Source organism: Bartonella sp. CL100XZDX (genome assembly GCF_042195375.1).
Lineage (GTDB): Bacteria > Pseudomonadota > Alphaproteobacteria > Rhizobiales > Rhizobiaceae > Bartonella.
This window is the reverse complement of record NZ_JBHIOH010000049.1, coordinates 56,420-80,364: the sequence shown is the minus strand read 5'-3', so window position 1 is coordinate 80,364 and position 23,945 is coordinate 56,420. Positions and strand designations below refer to the sequence as shown.

Annotated in this window: 21 protein-coding genes and 3 pseudogenes; 15 read left to right on the top strand and 9 right to left on the bottom strand. The window is 37.9% G+C overall.

Annotation, left to right across the window (positions count from 1 at the left end; all coding sequences use genetic code 11):
- The first annotated feature begins 286 nt into the window (after positions 1 to 286).
- The 11 genes and pseudogenes from rpsF (at position 287) to ACFILU_RS05595 (ending at position 10,778) form a co-directional block, all read left to right on the top strand.
- Complete coding sequence (rpsF, locus tag ACFILU_RS05645) at positions 287 to 694, top strand: 30S ribosomal protein S6 (protein ID WP_375675102.1); 408 nt, start codon at positions 287 to 289, stop codon at positions 692 to 694.
- Positions 694 to 942: a 30S ribosomal protein S18 gene (gene rpsR, locus ACFILU_RS05640; protein WP_375675135.1), complete on the top strand. Its 249-nt coding sequence runs from the start codon at positions 694 to 696 to the stop codon at positions 940 to 942. Before rpsF ends, rpsR begins: the two co-directional genes overlap by 1 nt.
- 148 nt (positions 943 to 1,090) lie before the next feature.
- Positions 1,091 to 2,071 carry a hypothetical protein gene (locus ACFILU_RS05635; protein WP_375675101.1) on the top strand — a complete coding sequence of 327 codons (981 nt, stop codon included), beginning with the start codon at positions 1,091 to 1,093 and terminating at the stop codon, positions 2,069 to 2,071.
- A 25-nt stretch (positions 2,072 to 2,096) separates the two neighbouring features.
- Positions 2,097 to 2,693: a 50S ribosomal protein L9 gene (gene rplI, locus ACFILU_RS05630; protein ID WP_273791080.1), complete on the top strand. Its 597-nt coding sequence runs from the start codon at positions 2,097 to 2,099 to the stop codon at positions 2,691 to 2,693.
- Between the two features lie 594 nt (positions 2,694 to 3,287).
- Positions 3,288 to 4,778, top strand: a complete 1,491-nt coding sequence (locus ACFILU_RS05625; protein ID WP_273791081.1) for a replicative DNA helicase — start codon at positions 3,288 to 3,290, stop codon at positions 4,776 to 4,778.
- Positions 4,779 to 4,784: 6 nt separating this feature from the next.
- Positions 4,785 to 4,889: pseudogene (locus ACFILU_RS05620) on the top strand (hypothetical protein); the annotation flags it as partial.
- A 516-nt stretch (positions 4,890 to 5,405) separates the two neighbouring features.
- A pseudogene (locus tag ACFILU_RS05615) lies at positions 5,406 to 6,350 on the top strand (DnaB-like helicase C-terminal domain-containing protein); the annotation flags it as partial.
- A 6-nt stretch (positions 6,351 to 6,356) separates the two neighbouring features.
- Positions 6,357 to 7,733 carry a DNA repair protein RadA gene (radA, locus tag ACFILU_RS05610; protein ID WP_375630763.1) on the top strand — a complete coding sequence of 459 codons (1,377 nt, stop codon included), beginning with the start codon at positions 6,357 to 6,359 and terminating at the stop codon, positions 7,731 to 7,733.
- Between the two features lie 142 nt (positions 7,734 to 7,875).
- Complete coding sequence (locus tag ACFILU_RS05605; protein WP_273791083.1) at positions 7,876 to 8,457, top strand: CvpA family protein; 582 nt, start codon at positions 7,876 to 7,878, stop codon at positions 8,455 to 8,457.
- Between the two features lie 75 nt (positions 8,458 to 8,532).
- Complete coding sequence (gene purF / locus ACFILU_RS05600; RefSeq protein WP_375630765.1) at positions 8,533 to 10,026, top strand: amidophosphoribosyltransferase; 1,494 nt, start codon at positions 8,533 to 8,535, stop codon at positions 10,024 to 10,026.
- Positions 10,027 to 10,028: 2 nt separating this feature from the next.
- A complete protein-coding gene (locus tag ACFILU_RS05595) occupies positions 10,029 to 10,778 on the top strand; it encodes an SDR family NAD(P)-dependent oxidoreductase (protein ID WP_273791085.1) in 750 nt (249 codons plus the stop codon).
- A gap of 70 nt (positions 10,779 to 10,848) precedes the next feature.
- On the opposite strand, the gene pssA is transcribed toward ACFILU_RS05595, so the two are convergent.
- From pssA to cysS, 5 genes are all read right to left on the bottom strand, one after another.
- The gene (gene pssA / locus ACFILU_RS05590; RefSeq protein ID WP_375657719.1) at positions 10,849 to 11,688 is read right to left on the bottom strand and encodes a CDP-diacylglycerol--serine O-phosphatidyltransferase; all 840 of its coding nucleotides are present in this window, start codon (positions 11,686 to 11,688) and stop codon (positions 10,849 to 10,851) included.
- An 8-nt stretch (positions 11,689 to 11,696) separates the two neighbouring features.
- On the bottom strand, positions 11,697 to 12,395 hold the full coding sequence (locus ACFILU_RS05585; RefSeq protein WP_273791087.1) for a phosphatidylserine decarboxylase: 699 nt from the start codon (positions 12,393 to 12,395) through the stop codon (positions 11,697 to 11,699).
- Positions 12,396 to 12,512: 117 nt separating this feature from the next.
- Entirely contained in the window at positions 12,513 to 14,396 is a 1,884-nt protein-coding gene (locus tag ACFILU_RS05580) for an ABCB family ABC transporter ATP-binding protein/permease (protein WP_375675099.1), read from the bottom strand.
- Positions 14,397 to 14,510: 114 nt separating this feature from the next.
- The gene (locus ACFILU_RS05575) at positions 14,511 to 15,182 is read right to left on the bottom strand and encodes a DUF421 domain-containing protein (protein ID WP_375675098.1); all 672 of its coding nucleotides are present in this window, start codon (positions 15,180 to 15,182) and stop codon (positions 14,511 to 14,513) included.
- Between the two features lie 39 nt (positions 15,183 to 15,221).
- Positions 15,222 to 16,730, bottom strand: coding sequence for a cysteine--tRNA ligase (gene cysS, locus ACFILU_RS05570; RefSeq protein WP_375675096.1), 1,509 nt, complete (start codon positions 16,728 to 16,730; stop codon positions 15,222 to 15,224).
- 497 nt (positions 16,731 to 17,227) lie between these two features.
- Between cysS and ACFILU_RS05565 the strand changes: the two genes are divergently transcribed.
- Positions 17,228 to 17,596 (top strand): TIGR02301 family protein, encoded by a 369-nt coding sequence (locus tag ACFILU_RS05565; protein WP_375675133.1) that lies wholly within the window; start codon positions 17,228 to 17,230, stop codon positions 17,594 to 17,596.
- A 417-nt stretch (positions 17,597 to 18,013) separates the two neighbouring features.
- Here ACFILU_RS05565 and ACFILU_RS05560 read toward each other — a convergent pair whose 3' ends face one another.
- Positions 18,014 to 19,342: a dihydroorotase gene (locus ACFILU_RS05560; RefSeq protein ID WP_375675094.1), complete on the bottom strand. Its 1,329-nt coding sequence runs from the start codon at positions 19,340 to 19,342 to the stop codon at positions 18,014 to 18,016.
- A gap of 64 nt (positions 19,343 to 19,406) precedes the next feature.
- Here ACFILU_RS05560 and ACFILU_RS05555 point away from each other — a divergent pair, with 64 nt between their 5' ends.
- The 3 genes and pseudogenes from ACFILU_RS05555 to ACFILU_RS05545 form a co-directional block, all read left to right on the top strand.
- A complete protein-coding gene (locus ACFILU_RS05555) occupies positions 19,407 to 20,279 on the top strand; it encodes a YgfZ/GcvT domain-containing protein (protein ID WP_375675092.1) in 873 nt (290 codons plus the stop codon).
- Entirely contained in the window at positions 20,272 to 20,889 is a 618-nt protein-coding gene (locus ACFILU_RS05550; RefSeq protein ID WP_375675090.1) for a YfbR-like 5'-deoxynucleotidase, read from the top strand. The genes ACFILU_RS05555 and ACFILU_RS05550 overlap by 8 nt, the downstream gene beginning before the upstream one ends.
- 210 nt (positions 20,890 to 21,099) lie before the next feature.
- Positions 21,100 to 21,383, top strand: a pseudogene (locus ACFILU_RS05545) (integrase arm-type DNA-binding domain-containing protein); the annotation flags it as partial.
- A 98-nt stretch (positions 21,384 to 21,481) separates the two neighbouring features.
- Here the strand turns inward: ACFILU_RS05545 and panB are convergent.
- Genes panB through recO form a run of 3 tightly spaced genes read right to left on the bottom strand, consistent with a single transcriptional unit; the run spans position 21,482 to position 23,924 of the window.
- Positions 21,482 to 22,297 (bottom strand): 3-methyl-2-oxobutanoate hydroxymethyltransferase, encoded by an 816-nt coding sequence (panB, locus tag ACFILU_RS05540; RefSeq protein WP_375670748.1) that lies wholly within the window; start codon positions 22,295 to 22,297, stop codon positions 21,482 to 21,484.
- Positions 22,294 to 23,154 carry a pantoate--beta-alanine ligase gene (gene panC, locus ACFILU_RS05535; RefSeq protein WP_375675088.1) on the bottom strand — a complete coding sequence of 287 codons (861 nt, stop codon included), beginning with the start codon at positions 23,152 to 23,154 and terminating at the stop codon, positions 22,294 to 22,296. Before panC ends, panB begins: the two co-directional genes overlap by 4 nt.
- Positions 23,155 to 23,177: 23 nt before the next feature.
- Complete coding sequence (gene recO, locus ACFILU_RS05530; RefSeq protein WP_273791097.1) at positions 23,178 to 23,924, bottom strand: DNA repair protein RecO; 747 nt, start codon at positions 23,922 to 23,924, stop codon at positions 23,178 to 23,180.
- Between the last annotated feature and the right edge of the window lie 21 nt (positions 23,925 to 23,945).

The window sequence follows — 23,945 nt, the reverse complement described above, 5'->3', positions numbered from 1 at the left end:
GAAATATATCAAGATTTAACAAATCAATTTTTTTTATGTGCATAAACTTGCTATTTTAAAAGATAACCTGTAAATGTGAAATGTTCGTTGCCGGCACTTTAGCTGGAGGTTGAACGGAGGGCTGTAAAATATCAGTAGGAAATACAATGTTTCCGGCCTCCCGTGTCTCCGCTCTGAGATGTCTCGAATTGTAAACGCGTCCTTTCTTCTTTGGATTTCCAAAAAAGACAAGTCGCAGAGGCTTTGCGCTAAAGCCGGTGAAATTTAATTGAAGAAAGGCAAAACAATGGCTCTTTATGAACATATGTTCCTTGCCCGACAAGACATCGCACCGCAGCAAGTTGATGAACTTTTGAGTCTCTACAAAGGTGTCATTGAAGCGTATGGTGGAAAAGTTGGGCGTATAGAAAATTGGGGACTTCGTCCTCTTGCTTACCGTATTCGTAAAAACCGTAAAGCTTATTATGTCTTGGTCAATATTGATGCACCAGCTTCAGCAATTGCTGAAGTGGAGCGTCAGATGCGCATCAATGAAGATATTTTGCGTTATATGACCATTCGCGTAGAAAAACACGAAAAAGAAAAATCTGCTATGCTCTCACACCTTAATCGCAATAGTCACATTGGACACGATGAAGAGCGTCCTCGTTTTCCGCGTCGTCAACGTGAAAATGCTATAGAAGAGGTAGAATGATGACTGATACTAATCAAAACTCTGCACGTCGCCCCTTTCATCGTCGTCGTAAAACATGTCCTTTTTCAGGGACCAATGCTCCCCAAATTGATTATAAAGACATCAAGTTGTTACAACGTTATATTTCCGAACGTGGGAAAATTGTTCCTTCACGGATTACTGCTGTTAGTCAGAAAAAACAGCGTGAATTAGCTAATGCTATCAAACGTGCTCGCTTTTTAGGCTTACTTCCGTACGTTATAAAGTAAGCGATCAATACGCTATGCAACTGGAGAGTTTCTCCAGTTGCTTTTCTTATATGGTTAAAAATAGCTTGTTGTATCCTATGTTAAGCTATTAAATGTCAAAGTTGGGGTATTGACACGCCTCTAACTGCAGAAAGCAGGACAGCAACAAATGAAAAAAAATCGTACTTATGAGATATTAACCGGTATTTTGGCAGGATTATTTGCTGTTGTGATAGGAATGGCAATCATCAGTGTTGCAAATATCGCGCCCTTTTTTTCTCTTCTTCTTGGCTGCTTTCTTTCATTGCCAATTTTTATTGTTGCGTTCGGTCAAGGAACATTAGCCAGTCTCATCGCCCTCATAAGTGCCACTGTTGTTCTTATCATAACCACTAATACCTATATTGCTCTTGGCTCTATGTTCTTATTTTTCCTTCCTGCTGTCTATGCTTCTTGGCTTCTTGGGCTTGCACGACTAGCGCAAAAAGAAAACGAACTGATATGGTATCCATTATCATCGGTTATTTTTCATTTAACTAATTTTATCGCTCTTATAGCAACTTTCATTGGGCTCTATGTTCAAACCCGTCCATCCACACCCGTCATTGCAAAAAAAATCACCGAAAACATAGCACAAACTCTGCAACAATCACAGTCAATAAAAGAAGCCGATATACGCGCTTTTAGTGAGCTTTTAATGACGCATACAGCAACTTTTACTGCTTTTTCTTTGACTATTTATAGTTTGGTTTTTCTCATTGGTAACCTTTACTTTTCCATGATAGCAGCACAACATATGAAATGGCTGAAAAGACCCCGTGATGATTGGAGCCAAACTCTCCGCCTTCCAATTTCTGGAATTATTATTTTCATTATTGTTTGCATAGCATCGATGATTGAGCTGAGCGCTTCTCTTAACTTGAGTACCCGTGTCTTTAGCACTGCATACATTGTCATTATATTAATTAGCGGTCTAGCATATCTTCACAATATTACAAAAGGGGTAAACGGTCGAATTATTATACTTTCTCTTGTTTATATTGCTATTTTTACAGTCGTTTTTACTCCACCTATTGTTTTCATGATGCTTTTGATGGGAATTTGGGCTGCTATTCAATACAATTTTCAATCACGCAAAAAACTCCACTAAATTTATTTGTTCGAAAGGAAAAACTATGGATATTATTTTACTTGAGCGCATTCCTCGTCTTGGTCAGATGGGTGATATTGTCTCAGTTAAAGATGGTTATGCGCGTAATTTTCTCTTGCCTCAAGGTAAAGCTTTACGCGCAAATGAAGCTAATAAAAAACATTTTGAGGTACAACGTGCACAACTTGAAGCACGTAATCTTGAACGCAAAAGTGAAGCGCAAAAAATTGCTGAAAAACTTGATGGACAATCATTCATTGTTGTTCGTTCTGCTGGTGAAACGGGACAACTTTATGGTTCTGTGTCAACACGTGATATTGCTGAAATCATAACAGATGAAGGCTTTTCTATTGGAAGAAATCAAATCGAACTTAATCATCCAATAAAAATGATCGGTCTTCACACTATCACTCTTAGCTTACATCCAGAGGTTCAAATTTCTGTGATTATTAACGTTGCGCGTTCTACCAGTGAAGCACAACGCCAAGCAGAAGGTGAAACTCTCACTTCGGCTAAAGAAATATATAATATTCAAGAAGAATTATTAGAAGAAAGTCAGGAAGAATTATTGGCAGAAGAAATTAATGACAACGATATAAACAGTTCTCATCAAGAAGCTTAACTGCTATTTTTGCTTTGTGTTTTATATTTTTTATTCCATTTTAAATATTGTTCATAAAATACTCACACTTTAAAAGTGAGTATTTTATGGCTATCGTACATAAATAATCTAATTTTTATGAAAGAATTGGAAATATATTATTTAAAGGCATTATATGCCGAGAATGATAATATCACTAAGAGGAAATGTCTTTTGTCTTCCAGCATATAAAGCAAAAATAATTTAAAGTCCTACCCTTAAGGCTAAAGTTTGTATGAGCGTTAAATTGATTATATCCTCACATGATCTGAAATAATTTCAGTTATAAAAAAATAATTCTACTTACACAGATATTGGAATTTTAAGGTTAAGTAACTTAAAAATACTTAAATTTAGAGTAGCAAAACTTCCACTTTAAAATCACATATTATAAAATAAAATAGATAGACGTTATATAAATAATACACAAATGATAAATGAGGAACGAAAAGAGAGTTTTAAAAAATTATATAATTTTAACTTAAAATGAAGATTTGTCGCTCTATTCTTTTAATTATACGATTTTCAATTTATCGCCTAAAGTAGCTAGACTTAGAATTTTAGTGGAAAAATATTATGGAAGAAACTAACGTTGTTAATGTCAGCTCTTCAAAGAAAGAGGATTCTCCTTCTTTTCGGCAACTTCCGCATAATATTGAAGCTGAACAGGCATTGCTTGGTGCCATCTTTATCAACAATGATTCTCTTGACCGCGTTTCAGATTTTCTAAAACCAGAACATTTTTTTGAACCATTGCATCAAAAAATTTATCATGTTTTATCTCACCTTATTAAAACAGGAAAACGTGTAGATCCAGTTACAATCAAGCCCTATATCCAAATGGAAGAAAAAATTGGAGATATTACTGTATACCAATATGTTGTTCGCTTAGCCACAGAGGCAGTCACTATTATTAACGCTGAAGATTATGGACGCGTCATTTACGATCTTTTTATCCGACGATCTTTGATTAACCTTGGAACTCAAGTTGTCAATACAGCCTTTGATGCTCCTGTAGAACTCACGCCTACCCAACAAATTGAAACTGTTGAAAATCAGTTATTTGAGCTAGCAGAAAAAGGGAAATATGGAGGTGGATTTGAAAATTTTAATGAGGCTATTAAAAAAGCTATCGATATGGCAAGTGCTGCGAAAAAGCGCTCTTCACAATTATCAGGGATAGCCACCCATATTAAAACACTTGATGAAAAAATGGGAGGATTACAAGCATCTGACTTAATTATCCTTGCGGGGCGCCCTGGTATGGGTAAAACCTCACTGGCTACCAATATTGCCTTTAATATTGCTAATGCTTATAATCGTAATGCCAATATCCAAGAAAATGAAGGCGGCATTGTTGGTTTCTTCTCACTTGAGATGTCATCCGAACAGCTTGCAACCCGTATTATTTCTGAACAAACAGAAGTCTCTTCTTCTGATATTCGGCGTGGTAATATTTCAGATGAACAATTTTCAAAAATTATTCGTGCGGTGAACCAACTACAAAAGGCACCACTTTATATTGATCAAACTGGGGGAATATCAATTACGCAATTAGCTGCTCGTGCGCGGCGTCTCAAGCGGCAACATGGTTTAGATATCTTGTTTATTGACTATATCCAACTCATGACAAGCAGTTCAAAGCGTTCATCAGAAAATCGTGTCCAAGAGATCACAGAAATTACCACAGGATTAAAAGCATTAGCGAAAGAATTGAATATTCCTATTATCGCTCTCTCTCAACTTTCACGTCAAGTAGAAAATAGAACAGATAAACGTCCACAGCTCTCAGATTTACGTGAATCTGGTTCAATTGAGCAAGATGCAGACATCGTTCTTTTTGTCTATCGCGAAGAATACTATCTCAAAAATGAAGAACCAAAGTTAGGTAGCTTGGAACATACAAAATGGCAAGAAATAATGGACAAAGCTTTTGGAAAAGCTGATGTTATTATTGCAAAACAGCGCCATGGGCCGACAGGAATCGTGCCCCTTGCCTTTCAATCTGATTTCACACGATTCAGTGATCTTGCCGATAGCAATTATCTTCCAGAGCAAATTGGTTAAATCAACATGGTACGTAATCGTATTCAATTTATCTGTCAAAATTGTGGAACTGTCCATTCTCGTTGGGCTGGGAAATGTAGCGCCTGTGAAGAATGGAATTTTTTTATAAAAGTTATTTTTCGATGATTTTGGCCGTCATTATTTGCTATCTAAAAAGCTCTTGAACAATATTAATCTTAATAATATGAGAAGATAATACATCTTTTAGTGTTGCAAGTAGGATACATATATCCAAAATCTATAGCTAATCTAAATCTTTCTATATTGTTCCTTTTTAAAAAAAACTCCTTCTCACAAGATACTCATTTTCTTGTTTTTAAATCCAAAAGTAATTGCTGCTGTTGTGCAAGGCTGACTATTATGTAGAATATCAGAAAATTTCCTCTTTATTGGACAATCTCTAACCTTTTAACAAAAATATTTTCTAATCTATCTGAAAAATTACCCTAATCACCGCAATATAAAAAAACAAGCAGTGTTTTAAATACTACAGCACAGAGAAAATTCTACAACATGCAAAATATTCTTGATATAAAATTGCATAAAAACTGATATCTAACAAAAGGAAAGTGTATAATTATGCTAGAAAAAAAAGACGACTGCAATAGTAGATTTGACAGTCTTGATGAAGCTATCAAAAGAGTTGTTGATATAGCAAGTGCTGCAAAAAAGCGCTCTTCGCAAATATCAGGGATAGCGACTCATATTCAAACACTTGATGAAAAAATGGGAGGATTACAACCATCCGACTTAATTATCCTTGCGGGGCGCCCTGGTATGGGTAAAACTTCACTTGCTACCAATATTGCCTTTAATATTGCCAATGCTTATAATCATAATGGTAATATCCAAGAAAATGAAGGCGGTGTTGTAGGATTCTTCTCACTTGAAATGTCCTCAGAGCAGCTTGCAACACGTATTATTTCTGAACAAACGGAAGTCTCTTCTTCTGATATTCGACGTGGTCATATCTCAGATGAACAATTTTCAAAAATTATTCGTACGGTAAATCAGCTCCAAAAGGCACCCCTTTATATTGATCAAAATGGAGGAATATCAGTTTCACAACTGGCTGCCCGTGCTCGGCGTCTCAAGCAAAAACATGGTTTGAACGTCTTAATTATTGATTATATCCAACTCATGACAAGTGATTTAAAATACACATCTGAATATCGTATTCAAGAAATCACTGCAGAATTAAAAGCCTTAGCTAAAGAATTAAATATCCCTATTATTGCTCTTTCACAACTTTCACATCAAGTTGAAAACAGAACAGATAAACGCCCAAAACTTTTAGATTTAGGTGGATTTGGTTCTATTGAGCAAGATGCCGACATCGTTTTATTTGTCTATCGTGAAGAATATTACCTCAAAAATGAAGAACCAAAGTTAGGTAGCTTGGAACATACAAAATGGCAAGAAATAATGGACAAAGCTTTTGGAAAAGCTGATGTTATTGTTGCAAAACAACGTCATGGACCGACAGGAATCGTGCCCCTTGCCTTTCAGTCTTCTTTCACACGATTCAGTAACCTAGAAGATATTGATTATCTTCCAGAGCAAATTGGTTAAATCAACATGGTGCGTAATCGTATTCAATTTATCTGTCAAAATTGTGGAACTGTCCATTCTCGTTGGGCGGGAAAATGTAGTGCTTGTGGAGAATGGAATTCCCTTATCGAAGAAAATATAAATGGCGGCATAGGAAGTGGTCCTAAGCAGAATACGCGTAAAGGACGCATCGTTGCCCTTACATCTCTTTCTGGAGATATCCAAGATGCTCCACGTATTTATTCTGGTATTGCGGAACTTGATCGTGTTACCGGTGGGGGCTTTGTCCGTGGATCGGCACTCCTTGTTGGAGGTGATCCGGGTATTGGTAAATCAACATTGCTGACACAAACAGCTGCTGCTTTATCACGTAAAGGATATAATGTCATCTATGTTTCAGGTGAAGAGGCTATTGCGCAAATTTGTCTGCGCGCACAAAGGCTTGAAGCTAACAATACAGAGGTGAAACTTGCTGCTGAAACCAATGTTGAAGATATTCTGGCAACCTTAAGCGAACATAAAAACCTTGATATGGTGATTATCGATTCGATTCAAACCCTATGGTCAGATACAGCAGATTCAGCACCTGGCACTGTCACACAAGTACGTATCGGTGCTCAGGCAATGATCCGCTTTGCCAAGAAAACAGGAGCCGCCGTTGTTCTTGTTGGGCATGTTACAAAAGATGGACAAATTGCTGGTCCTCGGGTCGTTGAACATATGGTTGATGGCGTTCTCTATTTTGAGGGTGAAGGAGGACATCATTATCGCATTCTTAGAACTGTAAAAAATCGCTTCGGACCAACAGATGAAATTGGTGTCTTTGAAATGTCTGATAAAGGATTACGCGAAGTGATAAATCCATCCGAATTGTTTTTAGGAGAACGTAATGAAAAAGCCCCAGGCGCTGCTGTTTTCGCCGGTATGGAAGGAACACGCCCGATACTCGTAGAAATTCAAGCGCTTGTTGCTCCTTCTTCCCTTGGGACACCAAGACGTGCGGTTGTCGGATGGGATGGAAATCGTCTTTCTATGATTCTTGCCGTTTTAGAAGCCCATTGTGGCATTCGTTTTGGACAGCATGATGTCTATCTGAACGTGGCAGGTGGCTATCGCATATCAGAACCCGCTGCTGATTTAGCTGTAGCCGCTGCTTTGGTATCTTCTCTTGCCAATATCGCATTGCCAACGGATTATGTCTATTTTGGTGAAGTCAGTCTTTCAGGAGCTACCCGCGCTGTTGCACATTCAGCACAGCGCATAAATGAAGCCAAAAAACTCGGCTTTCAAGGAGCCTTTCATCCCACAACAACAACCGAAATGATGAAGTCGCTCAACTTTAAACAAAAAACTTTCTCCGACCTTCCCGAACTCGTTGCTACTCTTACCGTAAGTAAAAAATGATCTGCACCACAGATATGATAATATAGAAAAAACTCTATAACATACAAAAGATCCTTGCTATAAGAACAAAAAATGGCATAACAAAAAATATATTTGCACACAGACTTAAAAGAACGCAACTTTATGTATAAGGAACAAACAAATGATCATAACAATCCTTGATGGAATTGTCGTAGTAATCATCCTGTTGTCCGCTTTTCTTGCTATGCTTCGAGGATTTTCACGTGAAGTGTTATCGTTGATTTCTTGGGCAGTTGCAGCTGTTACGACACTGTTTTTATTCAAACCTGTCTTACCTTTCTTTGAACAATATCTCTCTAATAAAATGATTGCATTGATCACAACATTGGTCACAATTTTTATTATTGTTCTCATTATTACTTCAATTATTACAATGAAGATCTCTGATTTTATTATTGATAGTCGAATTGGTATCCTTGACCGTGCTATTGGTTTTATTTTTGGAGCACTTCGTGGTTTACTTATCATGGTCATCGGTATGTTGCTGATTAATGCACTGATTAAACCCGAGCTTCAAGCGAATTGGTTAAAAAATGCAAAAACAAGGCCCATTTTAGATTCATTGGGACAAAAAGTTTGGGAAATACTCCCAAAAGATATTGGATCTGTTCTCGAAAAGGCTGAAAATTTGTTTAAAGACAGCAATAAACATACGTATGAGCAACACTCTCATGAAAAGATAATTTTAAAAAATAGAGAATAGTTTTTCATGAGGAAAGAGAACTAAATGATGTAAAATGTGATATTAATGATTCCTCCATATCACAACTGAAAGAATATGATGATAAAAAGCGATGTTTTCTGTCAAGAGTTTTCATTAGATGATGATACCCTTCATGAAGAATGTGGAGTTTTTGGTATTCTTGGGCATGAAGATGCCGCAACATTAACAGCTCTTGGACTCCACGCACTTCAGCATCGTGGGCAAGAAGCAGCTGGGATTGTTTCTTACCACAATAAAATATTTCATCAAGAAAAGCATTTAGGTCTTGTTGGTGATCACTATACAAACCCTGCAACACTTGCGCGCTTACCAGGAAATCGTGCTATTGGACATACCCGTTATTCAACAACTGGAGAAGTGGCATTACGCAATGTTCAACCCCTTTTTGCTGAATTGAAAGTTGGAGGTATTGCTATTGCACATAATGGTAATCTTACCAATGGTCTCACATTACGCCGTGAACTCATCGCTTCTGGTGCTATCTGTCAATCAACGTCAGATTCAGAAGTTTTTCTCCATCTTATTGCCCGCTCACGTTATGAATCGTCCTCTGATCGTTTTGTTGATGCGATTCGGCAAGTAGAAGGTGGGTATGCTATGTTAGCGCTCACACGTACAAAGCTTATTGCGGCACGCGATCCAACAGGAATTAGACCTCTCGTGATGGGGGAACTTGATGGTAAGCCTATCTTTTGTTCTGAAACTTGTGCTCTTGATATTATTGGAGCAAAATATGTCCGTGATGTTAAAAATGGAGAGATCATCATATGTGAAATACAAAAAAATGGGGAAATTACGAAAAAAATTATAAAACCAGAAAATACAAAACCAGAAAAACTTTGCTTGTTTGAATATGTTTATTTTGCCCGCCCAGACTCAATCGTTGGAGGACGTAGTGTTTATACAACACGCAAAAATATGGGAATCCATTTAGCACAGGAAGCCCCTTGTGAGGGTGATGTTGTGGTTCCTGTTCCTGATGGAGGAACGCCTGCCGCAATTGGCTATGCACAAGAAATTGGAATTCCCTTCGAGCTTGGTATTATTCGTAATCACTATGTTGGCCGCACTTTTATCGAACCAACACAACAAATTCGCGCTTTTGGCGTCAAGTTAAAACATTCGGCAAACCGTCCTGTGATTGAAGGAAAACGTGTTATTCTGGTTGATGACTCTATTGTACGTGGAACAACATCCCTTAAAATTGTACGAATGCTTCGCGATGCAGGAGCAAAAGAAGTTCATATGCGCATTTCTAGCCCTATGATTTTTTATCCTGACTTTTATGGTATTGATACACCTAAAGCTGAAAATCTTTTAGCAAATCAATATCCAGATTTAAAATCTATGTGTGATTTTATTGGAGCGGATTCATTAGAATTTCTTTCAACGGATGGATTATATCTTGCTGTAGCAGGGGAAAAACGGAATAACGCCGATCCACAATTTACTGACCATTATTTTACTGGATATTATCCTACGCATCTGGTTGATCAAGAAAATCTCTCCAAAATTCATCAATCATCTGTTCTTAAAACAAGAGATTAATGATGGCAAAATGTGATTTTAGTCTCCATGGGCGTGTGGCACTTGTTACTGGCGCATCAAGAGGGATTGGCTATTATTTGGCACTCGAGCTTGCTGCACGCGGGGCTCATATTATTGCTCTTGCACGAACAGTCAGTGGACTTACTGAATTAGATAATCAAATCCGAGAAAAAGGAGCTCATGCAACCCTTGTTCCCCTTGACTTGCATCATATGGAAAACATCGATACTCTTGCTATCTCAATTGCCAAACGCTGGAAAAAACTTGATATTATCGTTGCAAACGCAGGAATTCTTGGAACACTCTCACCAATAGCGCATATAGAAAACACGGTATTTGAAGATGTTTTTCAAATAAATCTTTTCAGCCAATGGCGCTTAATGAAAGCCGTTGAGCCTTTATTACGTGAATCTGATGCAGGACGAGCCATCCTGTTATCCTCAAGCGTTGCGCATGCTGCGCGCCCTTTCTGGGGAGCTTATGCAGCCTCTAAAGCGGCTTTAGAGGTGATTGCCCGCTGTTGGGCAGAAGAACTCAAACAAACCCCTATTAAGATTAATTGTGTCAACCCTGGTGCCACACGCACTGCCATGCGCGCTGAAGCTATGCCCGGTGAAGATCCACAAACTCTGCCTTCACCACAAGAGGTCGCAAAAAAGATCGTACATTTGTTATCACCTGATTTAAAGGAAACTGGAAAACTCTTTAATGTCCATAAAAATCGGTTTGTAAATTATCACATACCTGATTGATCATCATACGAGAAGTAAATCGTTTGACTCTCTCTTTTTTCTGTGCTCTTCGACAGAAGCATGAAGCACTTTATGATTCTTGGATAGCTTTAGCATCAGCCTTTTTCTCTTCTAAAGTAGCACGTTTATTATAAGCGATAAAACTACAGGGGAGAAAAATAATATAGCTAACAGCTGTAATCAATAAAGTTTCCCATGTGTAAGTCGCAAGAAAACCGACATAAATAACAATGACCAACATGCACGGTATAACGATATCGCGCCTTAAATTTTGATCAATTGTTTTTGCATTCCATACCGGTAAACGACTAATCAAAAGAAAAGCAATAATTACAGTATAAAGACTAAAAAATAATGCCCACCCCCAATTGGGAACCAAACCAAGAGTGCCTAAATAGGTAGGCAATAAAAGTAATAATGCTCCTGCTGGTGCTGGAACACCAACAAAATAACTTTTCTGCCACTTAGGTATATTGGGGTTATCTAACATCACATTAAAACGTGCTAATCGCAAACAACAAGCAACACAATAAACAAGAGCAGCAACCCAACCAATGTGATTTGCTTGATTCAAGATAAAAGAATAAACAATGAGTGCAGGGGTAACACCAAAATTTATAACATCAGCAAGAGAATCCATCTGTGCCCCAAAAGATGAACTACCATCTATTAAACGGGCAATGCGACCATCAGCACCATCTAAAACTGCGGCCAAAAGCACCATTAAAATAGCAGCTTCATAGCGATGTTCAAAAGCCAAACGAATACTGCTCATCCCTGCACAAATTGCTAAAATAGTAATGATATTAGGAATGACATACCGCATCGATGTAGGTGAACGCCGCCGATTTGCACCTTCATCATGCTGCCCCTCAGGATTGAATGAAGAAAATGGCGAAAAATTTTTCATTGTGAGTCCTAATCGTATCTGAAATCCGTTGTGGCACTCTTATCATCAAAAGAACCCAAAACTGTTTCTCCAGCAATTGCTGTCTGTCCAACTGCAACACGCACTTTCATTTCAGTTGGTATATAAATATCAAGGCGAGAACCAAAACGAATCAATCCAAATCGCTCACCAGTCATAACGGCATCATTTTCTTTTGACCAGCAAACAATCCGGCGTGCAACCATTCCCGCTATTTGTACGATACCGATTTTACCATGTTTGCTATCAATTACCATCCCATTACGCTCATTAAACTGACTAGCTTTATCAAAGTCAGCATTAGTAAATCGACCTGGCTGATAAACGATAGACTCTACTGTACCACTGATAGGAATACGATTAATATGGCATGAAAAAACATCCATAAAAATGGAAATACGGATCATTTCATCTTTCCCTAATCCTAATTCTTCAGGTGGAACACATGATTCCACAAATGAAATACGCCCATCTGCAGGCGACATAACCCAATTTGAATTCAAAGGGATCACACGATCTGGATCACGGAAAAAGTATACACACCACACCGTGAGAATGAGACCAAACCAAAACAACGGACTCCATATCCAACCAAGAATGAGCGAAATAACAAAAAACGCTACAATAAAAGGATAGCCTTCTTTATGAACCGATACAAAGCTATTATGGAAAGATTGCAGAATACTCATATAATTTCCTATTCATCGTAAACTTAAACAAGCAACAAATCTTTTTGTTCCTCTTGTGTCTTTTTATGTATTTAATCAATCACTCCATATAAAGATATAGATTACATTTTGCTCTATTTATTTTTTACGATTAACAACACTCATCTCATCTTCTTCACGCATTTTACGTAACTTTTCTTCAGCTTTCGTTGCTTCAAGCTGCTTATTCCACATTGAAGCATAGAGACCTTTCTTGCGTAAAAGCTCTGTATGCGTCCCATTTTCAATAATACGACCACTTTTAAGAACTAAAATTTCATCAGCATTGATAACAGTAGAAAGACGGTGAGCAATAATCAATGTTGTACGTCCACGGCTTACAATATCTAATGCTTGTTGAATTTCCTGTTCCGTCGCCGTATCAAGAGCCGCCGTTGCTTCATCTAGAATAAGAAGTGGGGGAGCTTTTAAAAGTGTCCGGGCAATAGCCACGCGTTGTTTTTCACCACCTGATAATTTGAGACCTCGCTCTCCTACCATAGACTGAAAACCTTCCGGTAAAATTTCAATAAATTTTGATATTTGTGCCATTTCAGCAGCTTTGCGCATCTCTTCATCTGTAGCACTTGGACGCCCATAGCAAATATTATAGGCAATTGTATCATTAAATAACACCGTATCTTGTGGGACCATGCCAATCGCTTCACGCAAACTCTTTTGTGTTACGTCACGAATATCCTGCCCGTCAATTGTGATAGAGCCCGCATCAACATCATAAAACCGAAAAAGCAACCGAGAAATAGTGGATTTACCGGCACCAGATGGACCAACAATGGCGACTGTTTTTCCTCCCGGAACTTCAAAATCAATATCTCTGAGAATCTGACGTCTCGAATCGTAGGAAAACTTTACCTGATGAAAACAAATGGTCCCATCGCTTATCTCTAACGGTTTAGCATCCGATTTATCAACGATCTCCTTCTGAACATCTAAAAGATCAAACATTGCTTCAATATCCGTTAAACCTTGTCGAATATCACGATACATTGAACCAATAAAATTTAGTGGAATAGAAAGTTGCATTAAAAGCGCATTAATAAAAACAAAATCTCCTAAAGTTTGTGTCTTATAAAAAACTTCATAAGCTGACATCAGCATCATGATCGTCATTCCAATACCAAAGATAAGAGTCTGACCAAAATTAAGCCAGCTTAACGATGTCCAAATCTTCGTTGCGGCTTTTTCATAACCTACCATAGAAGCATCAAATCGATCGGCTTCTAGAGTTTCATTACCAAAATATTTGACCGTTTCAAAATTCAAAAGAGAATCAACAGCGCGAGTATTCGCCTCAGTATCCGCTGTATTCATTTTTTGTCGAATGCGAATACGCCAATCACTCGCCTTAATGGTAAATAAGATATATAATCCAACCGTTGCAACAACGATGAGAAGATAATGCCATCCATAACTTATGTAAAATACCAGTGCCGTTAATATAAATTCTAAAACTGTCGGTACTGTACTAAGAATTGAAAATCTTACAATCGCTTCAATTCCTTTTGTTCCACGCTCAATCACACGAGAAAGCCCACCTGTTCGGCGTTCCAAATGAAATCGCAAGGATAACTCATGCATATGTACAAAGGTTTTATAAGCTAATTGACGAACAGCGTATTGACCAACAGTGGCAAACAGGGAATCGCGTAATTGATTTAATCCAGCCTGCATAATACGCGCGACATTGTATGCCAAAACGAGCATGATGGGAATAATCCAACTGGATGGGAACCATTCAGGTAGCTGAAAGCTTGAATCAAGCACATTCGTAGAATATTTAAATAAATACGGTACAGATATGAGGACGAGCTTAGCCAAAACAAGATAAAATATTGCCCATAGCACACGCATTTTTAGATCACGCCGACCTACCGGCCACATATAGGGCCATAAATTGTAAAGTGTGTGCAGAGTCTTTCCTGTATCTGATGATACAGTTTTTGTCATTTCATTGCTTTTCATAAAGTCCTTACTTCTTTATCATCCACACAAACAGGCAAAATACCCTCTGTGGTTGTTTATAGATTCATCTCTTCATTACGCTTCCAATAAGCTATACCTACCCGTTGTTTGAAGTTAGACTGTTTTTGAAAAAGGGACAAGAAATAATCCACTACACAATTTATTATTTTGATCTGTATTCTCATACCATTCTGCCGCAAATAAATTCTCAGACTTTACACGCTTTTTTTTCAGTTCTGCATGAAGCCACTTTTTTGTTTTACCAATCTCTTTCAGCTCCTTATCAAGAATTTCACCATTTTGTATTAAAATGATAGACTTCTTTCCTTCTTCCTTTTTAATAACGGAACAATCGCCATTGGTTTCTAAACGAACGAAAGCAGCTTCGTGTAAACTACAGCCTTTAATGCGCAACATTGTAATCAGATCATTCACACTAATACCTAATTTTTTAATCTTATCCACTTGAAATACTCCATCTAAAACCAATGCAATATGTCGTCCTGCAATGAGACGACGAAAAAAAACTGAATAGCGCATCAGAAAATTAAGAGATGTGACTAAAGTCTGCCAAATAAATAAGACGATCAACAATTGAATACTGCTAACATCCGGACTATAAATAACGCCTCCAATGATACTTCCCATCACAAAATTACTTACCAAATCAACTGGGGTCATTTGACTAAGACTACCACGACCTGTGGTTCTTAAAATCAAGAGGAAAGCGATAAGACCTACAACTAATTTTAGTGCGACATATCCATAATGATATAAAAATTCCATCATATTCTCCTTTTTTATGGAGCTGCTGGAATAGAGACATTAGTGTCGCTTTATTTCCCACACAGTTATGCGCTCACCACTCTGCGGATCCTTACTGTCTTTTAAAAGAATCCCCTCGGCTGCAAGCTCATCACGAATTGTATCCGCAGCTTCCCACTCTTTATTATGGATAAGTCTTAGTCTTTCGACAATGCGCTGATCAATAAATTTTTTATCAAGGAAAGTTTTTCTCATAAATAATGGGCAGTCTATTTCTTTAATCCATTCTTGTCGTAACAGTCCTAATAAATTCATCCCATTCACAAGAGCCAAAGCATTTCCTTCTTTATAAAATTTTCGCAAAAGAGTCAGTGCTTTTGGAGTATTAAGATCATCACTAAGTGCATCTATCAAAGTATCATCAATTGCTTCATTGTTTTTCATCTCACTCTTTTTACTGCGAAGCCATTCATACCAACGATACAGTTCACTGCTTGATTGCATTAAACGCTGCGCAGTCCAGTTTAATGGTTCACGATAATGCGTTTGCAACATCGAAAAACGCGTAGACAAACCAGCCCAATTTTGCTTCATTTCATCGGTTAAAATACCATTAAACTCCAAAAAATTATTTTCTAAAACAGAACGTATAGTTATGAAATTGCCAAAGCTTTTCGACATCTTTTTGCCTTCAACTTGTAAAAAACCATTATGCATCCAAAAATTTGCCATTCGCTCTGTCCCAAAAGCTGAACAACTTTGTGCAATCTCATTTTCATGATGAGGAAAAATTAAATCCAGTCCACCACCATGGATATCAAAAACATTCGCGGTCGGATCATCACAGGTTAAACCACCGCCATAGGGTGCTAATAACTTTGCCATTGACATCGCAGAACATTCAATATGCCAACCTGGACGACCTAAAACAGGAATTCCTCCCGGTGATTCCCAACCTGGCTCTCCTTCCACAGAAGGCTTCCATAAAACAAAATCCATCTCTTCCCTTTTATAAGCAGCAACATCGATACGCGCCCCCGCCCTCATTTCATCTAAAGAACGATTTGCAAATGCCCCATAATGGGGAGGATTCTTTATGCTACTTACAGAAAATAATATATGATTTTCCGCTTTATAAGCGTGCCCCTTTTCAAGCAATCTTTCAATTAAAGAGCGCATTTCCTCTAAATGCTCGGTTGCGCGCGGTTGGCTGGTTGGTAATAGACAACCAAGTGCCATTGTATCTTGTTGAAACTGGAAATATGTACGTTCTGTTAATTGACGAATAGCATCATTCAATGACAAGTTTGGATATTCGCAAGCTGCTCGTGCATTAATTTTATCATCAACATCTGTAATATTACGCGCATATAGAACATGCTCATTGCCATAAACATGACGCAATAAACGAAATAAAATATCAAAAACAATAACAGGACGTGCATTTCCTATATGGGCATAATCATAAACGGTCGGTCCACAAACATAAAGACGTACTCTTGTCGCATCTATTGGTGTAAAATTTTCTTTTTTACGTGTTAGCGTATTATAAAATCGCAACTCTTTCATTATTAACTCCATAGACGATATTATGCACCGCTCCTTTTAGATGTATCTTATCTCAACTTATCGTATTGCACGGTTAGGCTAAAAACTTTTATCTTATAGTAAATTCTTCTTACCATTTTCCCATTGTATTCACGGCTGTATACATCATTTATCATAAAAACAATCTATTTTATTTGATTGAACAAAAGCATTCTATCATTAAAGATGCTTTCCCTCCTTAAAGAAAACCAGCTTAGAAAAAATTCTATAGGCAATACAATATAAATCTATGTGAAAAATAGATAGCTTGCAGAAAGCAAATCTTAAATTTTTAACCACACAAAACTTCGTCAGTATTTTTCAATATTCAACAATGGGTTCCTTACTACCTCTTACGCCCTATATTTTATAATCAACAATTGAGAACAATTGTAGCAATTCACTCTATTTTTACATCGTTCTCATGACAAATTTATTTTATCTGTACAGAGTTTTGTTCAAAGAAAGCAATGAAAATAATGCGTAATAGATTGATGAACATCATTATTTTAATATTTCTTGTCATTTCAATGCCAACCTTTGCGCAACAATCTCCACCTTATGAAAAAAAATTACTCCGACTAGCAGAAATTTTGGGATCGCTGCATTCTCTCCAAAATCTTTGCGAGCCTCCAACAAACCAATGGTATGATTATATGAATGCACTGATTGAAGCAGAGCACCCCATTCCACAAAAACGTGTTTATTTTTATGAAGCGTTTAATGAAGCGTATCGTGCTTTCTCAGAAAATTATCATCATTGTACACAAGCAGCCATTGAAGCCAATCAAAGATACATTGAGGAAGGAAGAATTTTATCTGAAAACCTCCTCATGTATTATAAATAATTAATCTATACAAAAAGTATCTCTCTCAATTTTAACGGTATCAATGATACTCCTTTCACAAATGCGGGGAGCAATAAACCAATTCTGAAAATAGAGAGACTTTTAAAGAATAATGTCTCGATACGCTTTTATTCGTATGAGCGCCTTTTTCCCCACACAAAAACGTTCTTTGGCTTCCTCCCCACACCTCAAAGGACGAAAATTTTTAACTAAATTTGCTCGTAAATAATCTAGGTTCTTGTTGAAAAAGGTTCCTCTTGGCTTCCCACACATGTAATTTGCTTCATAGTTTCTAAAAACAAGCCTAAGAATATTCACCACGCATAAAAAAACACTTATGTGCCAAAGAGGCTGACATACCCTATATCATCACTCTAAAAAATGGTATTTTACAGCATACTTATAATTTTAATCTGTTTACACAAAAGTTTCTATAAATTTAACAGGCTCTCCTTGTGAAGGTGTGACAATTTCACCTTCCCACATAACGCGCATACCACGGATAATAGTCCCAACAGGCCAACCTTTAACTTTTTGACCATCATAAGGTGTCCAACCAGCACGCGAACCAATTAAGCTATTGGTAATAATTTCTTCTCTCTTAAGATCAACAATGGTTAAATCAGCATCGTACCCAACAGCAATGCGCCCTTTACAGCTTATACCAAAAATACGACTAGGGCCATGTGAAGTGAGATCAACAAAACGTTCAAGAGATATTTTCCCTGCATTCACATGTGTTAACATAATTGCTGCTGTTGTTTGCACCCCTGTCATTCCTGAAGGTGAAGAGGGATAAGGTTGAAGTTTTTCTTCAAGAGTATGAGGCGCATGATCTGAGCCTAAGACATCAATAATTCCTTGCTGAACACCGTACCAAAGAGCTTCACGGTGGCGCAACTCACGAATAGGCGGATTCATCTGAATTAATGTACCGAACTTCTTATAATCATCAGCCGTGAGAGTCAAATGATGTTGTGTCACTTCAATTGTTGCAACATCCTTATGTTTTTTTAGAAAATCAATTTCTTCTTCTGTCGAAAGATGTAACACATGAATCCGTGCCTTCGTCTCATGGGCAATTTTTACCAAACGCTGCGTACATTTTAATGCCGCAACTTCATCACGCCAAATCGGATGTGACGATGCATCCCCTTCAATACGCAATATTTTACGCTCTTGGAGCCTCGCCTCATCTTCAGAATGAAAAGCTGCACGACGTCGTGTATTTTTCAAAATAAGGCGTACACTTTCATCATCATCAACCAAAAGATCACCGGTAGAAGACCCCATAAAGACTTTAATTCCAGCTGCCCCAGGAAGTCTTTCTAACTCAGAGATTTCATGGGCATTTTCACGCGTTCCTCCAACCCAAAATGCAAAATCACAATGCATTCGATGAAATCCGCGTTTAACCTTATCGCTTAATGTTTCTTCTGATGTTGTCAATGGATTGGTATTAGGCATTTCAAAAACTGCCGTAACACCCCCTAACACAGCAGAATACGAGCCACTTTCCAAATCCTCCTTATATTCATTGCCTGGCTCACGAAAATGCACTTGGCTATCAATAATTCCTGGTAAAATATGAAGTCCTGTACAATTAATGACCTCACTAGCCGATGCACATGTAAGGTCGCCTATTTCAGCAATACGACCATTTGTAATACCAATATCACGCTTGCTTCTTCCATCATGATTCACAAGTGTTGCACCTTTAAAAATTGTATCAAATGTTTTAAACATAGCCACGCTCCTTACATATTGCTCACTTATCGATTATGTAACTTTGAGCAGAAAGGCAAGAGCCATGATTGAAAAACAAAATGCCATTTGCTTAAAAAACCGCGGGCTTATTCGAATCACAGGCGAAGAAGCAACAGATTTTCTACAATCCCTGATCACGACAGATGTAAAAAAAATCAGCCCACAGGAACTTTTCCCTGGAGCCCTTTTATCCCCACAAGGAAAGGTTTTTGCTGATTTTCTTATCGGAAAAAAAGAAGATGGTTACCTGATTGATATCAGAATGCCTTTAGCTGATATGCTTCACCAACGTCTGTTGCTCTATAAGCTGCGTAAAAAAGTAGAAATTACACAACCATTACAAGAACTTGTTACAGTTTCTTTGAATAAGGAATCAAATACTTTAAATTTTGATTCAAGTTTTGTTGATAAACGCTTCCCACAACAAGAAAAAATAATACGAATCTATGGCAAAAAAACTTTTTTGACTTCAGAATATCATGACACATGGAATCAATTGCGTATCCGTTATGCAATTGCGGAAAGTGGTCAAGACTATGAAGTTGGCAAAGTCTTTCCTCATGATATTAATTACGATCAAATCAATGGACTTGCATTCAATAAAGGATGTTATATTGGGCAAGAAATTGTTTCACGAATGCACCACCGCCGTGCAGCACGTCGCCGTATTTTTATTGTAAAAGGCCAGTGTAAATTAACCCCTCAATCTAGCATTGAAGCAGGAACAAAAGTGCTTGGCTACTTGGGAACATGTGTAGAAAATGAGGCTCTTGCTTTAATGCGTATTGACCACGTCAAAGATGCAATGGATCATAACATTCCCTTTACTGTAAAAAACATTCCTGTCACTATAAGCATTGCTGAAAATATGAATTTTACCTTTCCTGAAAATACTATAGAAAATACGCATGGCTAAAGCTGAATTATTAAAAAATGGAGAAGCACGCGCTTGGCAAAGAATGCTCTCTGGACGCAGACTTGATCTTCTCAACCCTTCTCCTTTTGATGTTGAAATTGAAGATATTGCCCATGGACTTTCTCGCGTGGCACGTTGGAACGGTCAAACACGAGGAGAGCATGCTTATTCTGTTGCACAACATTCACTTTTGGTTGAACAAATATTTCAAAAACTTTTTCCAAAATCAGGAAGAAACGAAGGTCTTTATGCTCTTCTTCATGATGCGCCAGAATATGTTATCGGCGATATGATTTCCCCCTTTAAAGCTGTCATAGGAAGGCAATATGAACGCATTGAAAAGCGCATCCAAGATGCTATCCACATGCGTTTTTCTCTTCCCGTTGATCTTTCTCAAAAACTTTTCAAAAAAATCAAACAAGCTGACCGTATCGCTGCATATTATGAAGCGATTACGCTTGCTGGATTTAATACAGAAGAAGCTCTTCGCTATTTTGGCTCTCCCAATAATATTTTACCCGATGATCTTAATTTATCCCCCTATTCTACCCAACAAATTGAAAACGCATTTTTAACTCGCTTTAATGACTTGGATGCCCAAAGATTATAGACTCTTCGCATTGTTGATTCCTTGTCATTACAGAATCATCACACTGACTTATAATAATAATTCATTGTTTTTTCATTTTGAATGAGGGATCCTAATATCGTAAGCTTCACTCATTTCAAATCTGTTTATATTGAATCAATCAAAATCATTCTCTTGCACACCACAAGTGGGGCTGGCGTGTAGATAAAACTTTTTAAAGAAAGAATTAAAATGCCTCTTATGAACCATCTCAAGTGCTAAGCGCTGTCGCAACATTGAAAATTGGCAAAGTGCGTGATGATGCCGGCTTGCTCTCTTATGAAGCGTAAAGACGGGAGTGCTCTATAAATTTTATACACTTCATAAGGGACTTACCACTATACTATTCACGAACGCCGTCGCGAAATAGGATTGGGTACCTTAAGAAAGCTTTCTTTAAAAAAGCACGTGAATTAGCGACCCAATGGCGTTCTGTTTTGCATGAGAGGCGTGACTTCATTAAAGAAATGGAAAAAATCACAGTTCAAATTGCATACAAAATATATTAAAAATGCACATTCATTATCAAAATAACAAATGTTCTCTTGTCAAACCTTTCATCTTAAACTGAAGTTTATTTTAGTTTATAAACTTCATTATCCGCTGGGAAAGCACGAGATGTGACATCCTCTGCATAATTCTTTATTGCAGTTTCCATGGCTTGTTCAAGGTCTCCATAACGGCGTACAAATTTTGGCACATGAGAACCATAGCCCAACATATCTTCCATAACCAATACTTGCCCATCACATTGATTGGACGCCCCTATACCGATCGTAGGGATAGAAAGCTTATCTGTCAGTTTCACCGCTAAAGGTTCGACCATTGCTTCTAAAACAACAGCAAAAGCACCTGCCTCTTCAATCGCTGCTCCATCTGCTTCAATTCTTTGCCAATCATTCTCCTTGCGTCCTTGTGTTTTAAAACCACCAAAACGATTCATTGCTTGGGGTGTAAGACCGATATGCCCCATCACTGGAATGCCACGTTTACACAAAAAATCTATTGTTTCGGCTATATAAACGCCCCCTTCAAGCTTAACTGCACCACACCCCGTTTGTGCAAGAATGCGCGATGCATTTAAAAAAGCTTGCTCTGGACTTTCCTCATAAGAACCAAAAGGCATATCAATAACAACAAGAGCTTTTTGAGATCCACGCACCACGGCTTTCCCGTGTGAAATCATCATATCTAAATTAACAGGAAGCGTTGTCTCAAACCCATACACAACCATCCCAACGCTATCACCAACCAAAAGGATATCGCAATATGGATCAGCAATCCGCGCAGTATAAGCTTGATAAGCTGTTAAAGAAACAATTGGCTGTTGTCCCTTTCTTGCACGTATTTCGGAAGATGTTATACGCTTTACGGTTTTATGTACACTCATTTTCCACTCTTCTCTTGCAATATATATTGATCAATCAGCCTTATCTCACCAAAGCGGACAGTAAGAAGTAAAACTGCTGGTTTATTCAATGTTCCTTTAACCACGCATAAAGTTTCCATATCCCGTAAATCTATCGCTTCAATGATTGCACGCGTTTCTTGTTGTAAAATATCACGAACAGTTTTGCATAATTTATCAACCGACCGTTCACCTTCATGATAAAGCTTTTCAGCAGCTTTTCCACTTTCAGGAATAATTTTGGCAGCTTTACGATCTTCTAATGTTAAAAGCTGATTGCGTGAAGAACACGCTACACCATCTGACTCCCGTAGAATAGGAACTCCAACGATTTCAATAGGAAAAGCCAAATCTTCAACCATACGCCGAATAATTAAAATTTGTTGAAAATCCTTTTCCCCAAAAAAAGCCTTATCTGGTTGGACAATGTTAAAAAGTTTAGCAACAACGCTTGTTACACCACAAAAATGCCCCGGACGTAATTTTCCCATCAAAATACGTGATAATTTTTTCACTTGTACAATTGTATCATTCCCCAGTGGCCACATTTCATCTACAGAAGGAGCAAAAACACATTCAACACCTGCTTCTTTTAACAAAGCACAATCGCCCTTCAAATCTCTTGGATATTGAGAAAAATCTTCATGAGGTGCAAATTGCTTTGGATTGACAAAAATAGAAACCACTACGCGATCACACATTGCTCTTGCATACTGTACTAATGCAAGATGTCCATCATGCAATGCCCCCATTGTTGGAACACAACCAATCGAAAAACCTAAACGTCGTTCCTCTGAAGTATATTGGCGGACTTCAGCAATTGTCTTTAAAATTCTCATTTTCCCATTCAATTATCATCAGATCAACCAATTAATGCCTGTACACCAAATTGGCGCTCAAACAATTGTATCATATTCATGCGCACTGACGGCTGCTTTATATCTCGTGGCTCCCAGACATGACGCATAAGAAAAAAACCCGTCAGTATAAAACCATTTATTATGTCACTAAAATCAGCAGGACGAGTCGTTCTTTGTACAAGAAACTGTGGTAGAATGAGAAGCTTTTTTTTCCAAGGTTCCCCTGCTTCTTCACAGACAGCCCGTCCAGATTTTGGTGATACGTAATGAAGCCTTTCCTGACGACCTGTTGCAGCACAACAAGATAAATCAAGACCAAAACCAAGTTCTTCAAGAAGCCGCATTTCAAAACGTACAAGCAATTCTGCATTTACAAATGGTTCATCAAAATTCTGCATAAAAAGGTGTAAAATATCATATAAAATGGGGTGCGGATCACGTTCGGGAAGAAGCCGCAAATGAAAAGCTATCAATTGCAAAGCATAAAGTGCTTCTGGTAGACAGATTAATCGTGCCGCATGTAAATCAAGAGCTTCAAGCCGAAAAAGTCCCAAATGTTCGTCTAAACGAGCCCACCATTCAGCCTCCACAAAATTTCCAGGTTGAAGAAGAGCTGCCATACGACGCGACCGCCCCCCTTTTACCACTCCCATATAACGACCATGTTCACGTGTCATAATCTCAAGAATAACACTTGTTTCACCATATTGGCGCGTACCAAGAATAACGGCTTGTTCTTTCCACTTCATTTTACTTTAATTATTTTTTAA

Bases quoted from the DNA above. Each gene is read 5' to 3' on its own strand.
- panC (WP_375675088.1), bottom strand. From the start codon at position 23,154: ATGAGAATTTTAAAGACAATTGCTGAAGTCCGCCAATATACTTCAGAG.
- ACFILU_RS05605 (WP_273791083.1), top strand. From the start codon at position 7,876: ATGATCATAACAATCCTTGATGGAATTGTCGTAGTAATCATCCTGTTG.
- purF (WP_375630765.1), top strand. From the start codon at position 8,533: ATGATGATAAAAAGCGATGTTTTCTGTCAAGAGTTTTCATTAGATGAT.
- recO (WP_273791097.1), bottom strand. From the start codon at position 23,924: ATGAAGTGGAAAGAACAAGCCGTTATTCTTGGTACGCGCCAATATGGT.
- ACFILU_RS05580 (WP_375675099.1), bottom strand. From the start codon at position 14,396: ATGAAAAGCAATGAAATGACAAAAACTGTATCATCAGATACAGGAAAG.
- radA (WP_375630763.1), top strand. From the start codon at position 6,357: ATGGTGCGTAATCGTATTCAATTTATCTGTCAAAATTGTGGAACTGTC.
- ACFILU_RS05575 (WP_375675098.1), bottom strand. From the start codon at position 15,182: ATGGAATTTTTATATCATTATGGATATGTCGCACTAAAATTAGTTGTA.
- rplI (WP_273791080.1), top strand. From the start codon at position 2,097: ATGGATATTATTTTACTTGAGCGCATTCCTCGTCTTGGTCAGATGGGT.
- ACFILU_RS05635 (WP_375675101.1), top strand. From the start codon at position 1,091: ATGAAAAAAAATCGTACTTATGAGATATTAACCGGTATTTTGGCAGGA.
- ACFILU_RS05625 (WP_273791081.1), top strand. From the start codon at position 3,288: ATGGAAGAAACTAACGTTGTTAATGTCAGCTCTTCAAAGAAAGAGGAT.
- ACFILU_RS05585 (WP_273791087.1), bottom strand. From the start codon at position 12,395: ATGAGTATTCTGCAATCTTTCCATAATAGCTTTGTATCGGTTCATAAA.
- rpsF (WP_375675102.1), top strand. From the start codon at position 287: ATGGCTCTTTATGAACATATGTTCCTTGCCCGACAAGACATCGCACCG.
- panB (WP_375670748.1), bottom strand. From the start codon at position 22,297: ATGAGTGTACATAAAACCGTAAAGCGTATAACATCTTCCGAAATACGT.
- cysS (WP_375675096.1), bottom strand. From the start codon at position 16,730: ATGAAAGAGTTGCGATTTTATAATACGCTAACACGTAAAAAAGAAAAT.
- ACFILU_RS05550 (WP_375675090.1), top strand. From the start codon at position 20,272: ATGGCTAAAGCTGAATTATTAAAAAATGGAGAAGCACGCGCTTGGCAA.
- pssA (WP_375657719.1), bottom strand. From the start codon at position 11,688: ATGAAAAATTTTTCGCCATTTTCTTCATTCAATCCTGAGGGGCAGCAT.
- ACFILU_RS05560 (WP_375675094.1), bottom strand. From the start codon at position 19,342: ATGTTTAAAACATTTGATACAATTTTTAAAGGTGCAACACTTGTGAAT.
- ACFILU_RS05555 (WP_375675092.1), top strand. From the start codon at position 19,407: ATGATTGAAAAACAAAATGCCATTTGCTTAAAAAACCGCGGGCTTATT.
- ACFILU_RS05595 (WP_273791085.1), top strand. From the start codon at position 10,029: ATGGCAAAATGTGATTTTAGTCTCCATGGGCGTGTGGCACTTGTTACT.
- rpsR (WP_375675135.1), top strand. From the start codon at position 694: ATGACTGATACTAATCAAAACTCTGCACGTCGCCCCTTTCATCGTCGT.
- ACFILU_RS05565 (WP_375675133.1), top strand. From the start codon at position 17,228: ATGCGTAATAGATTGATGAACATCATTATTTTAATATTTCTTGTCATT.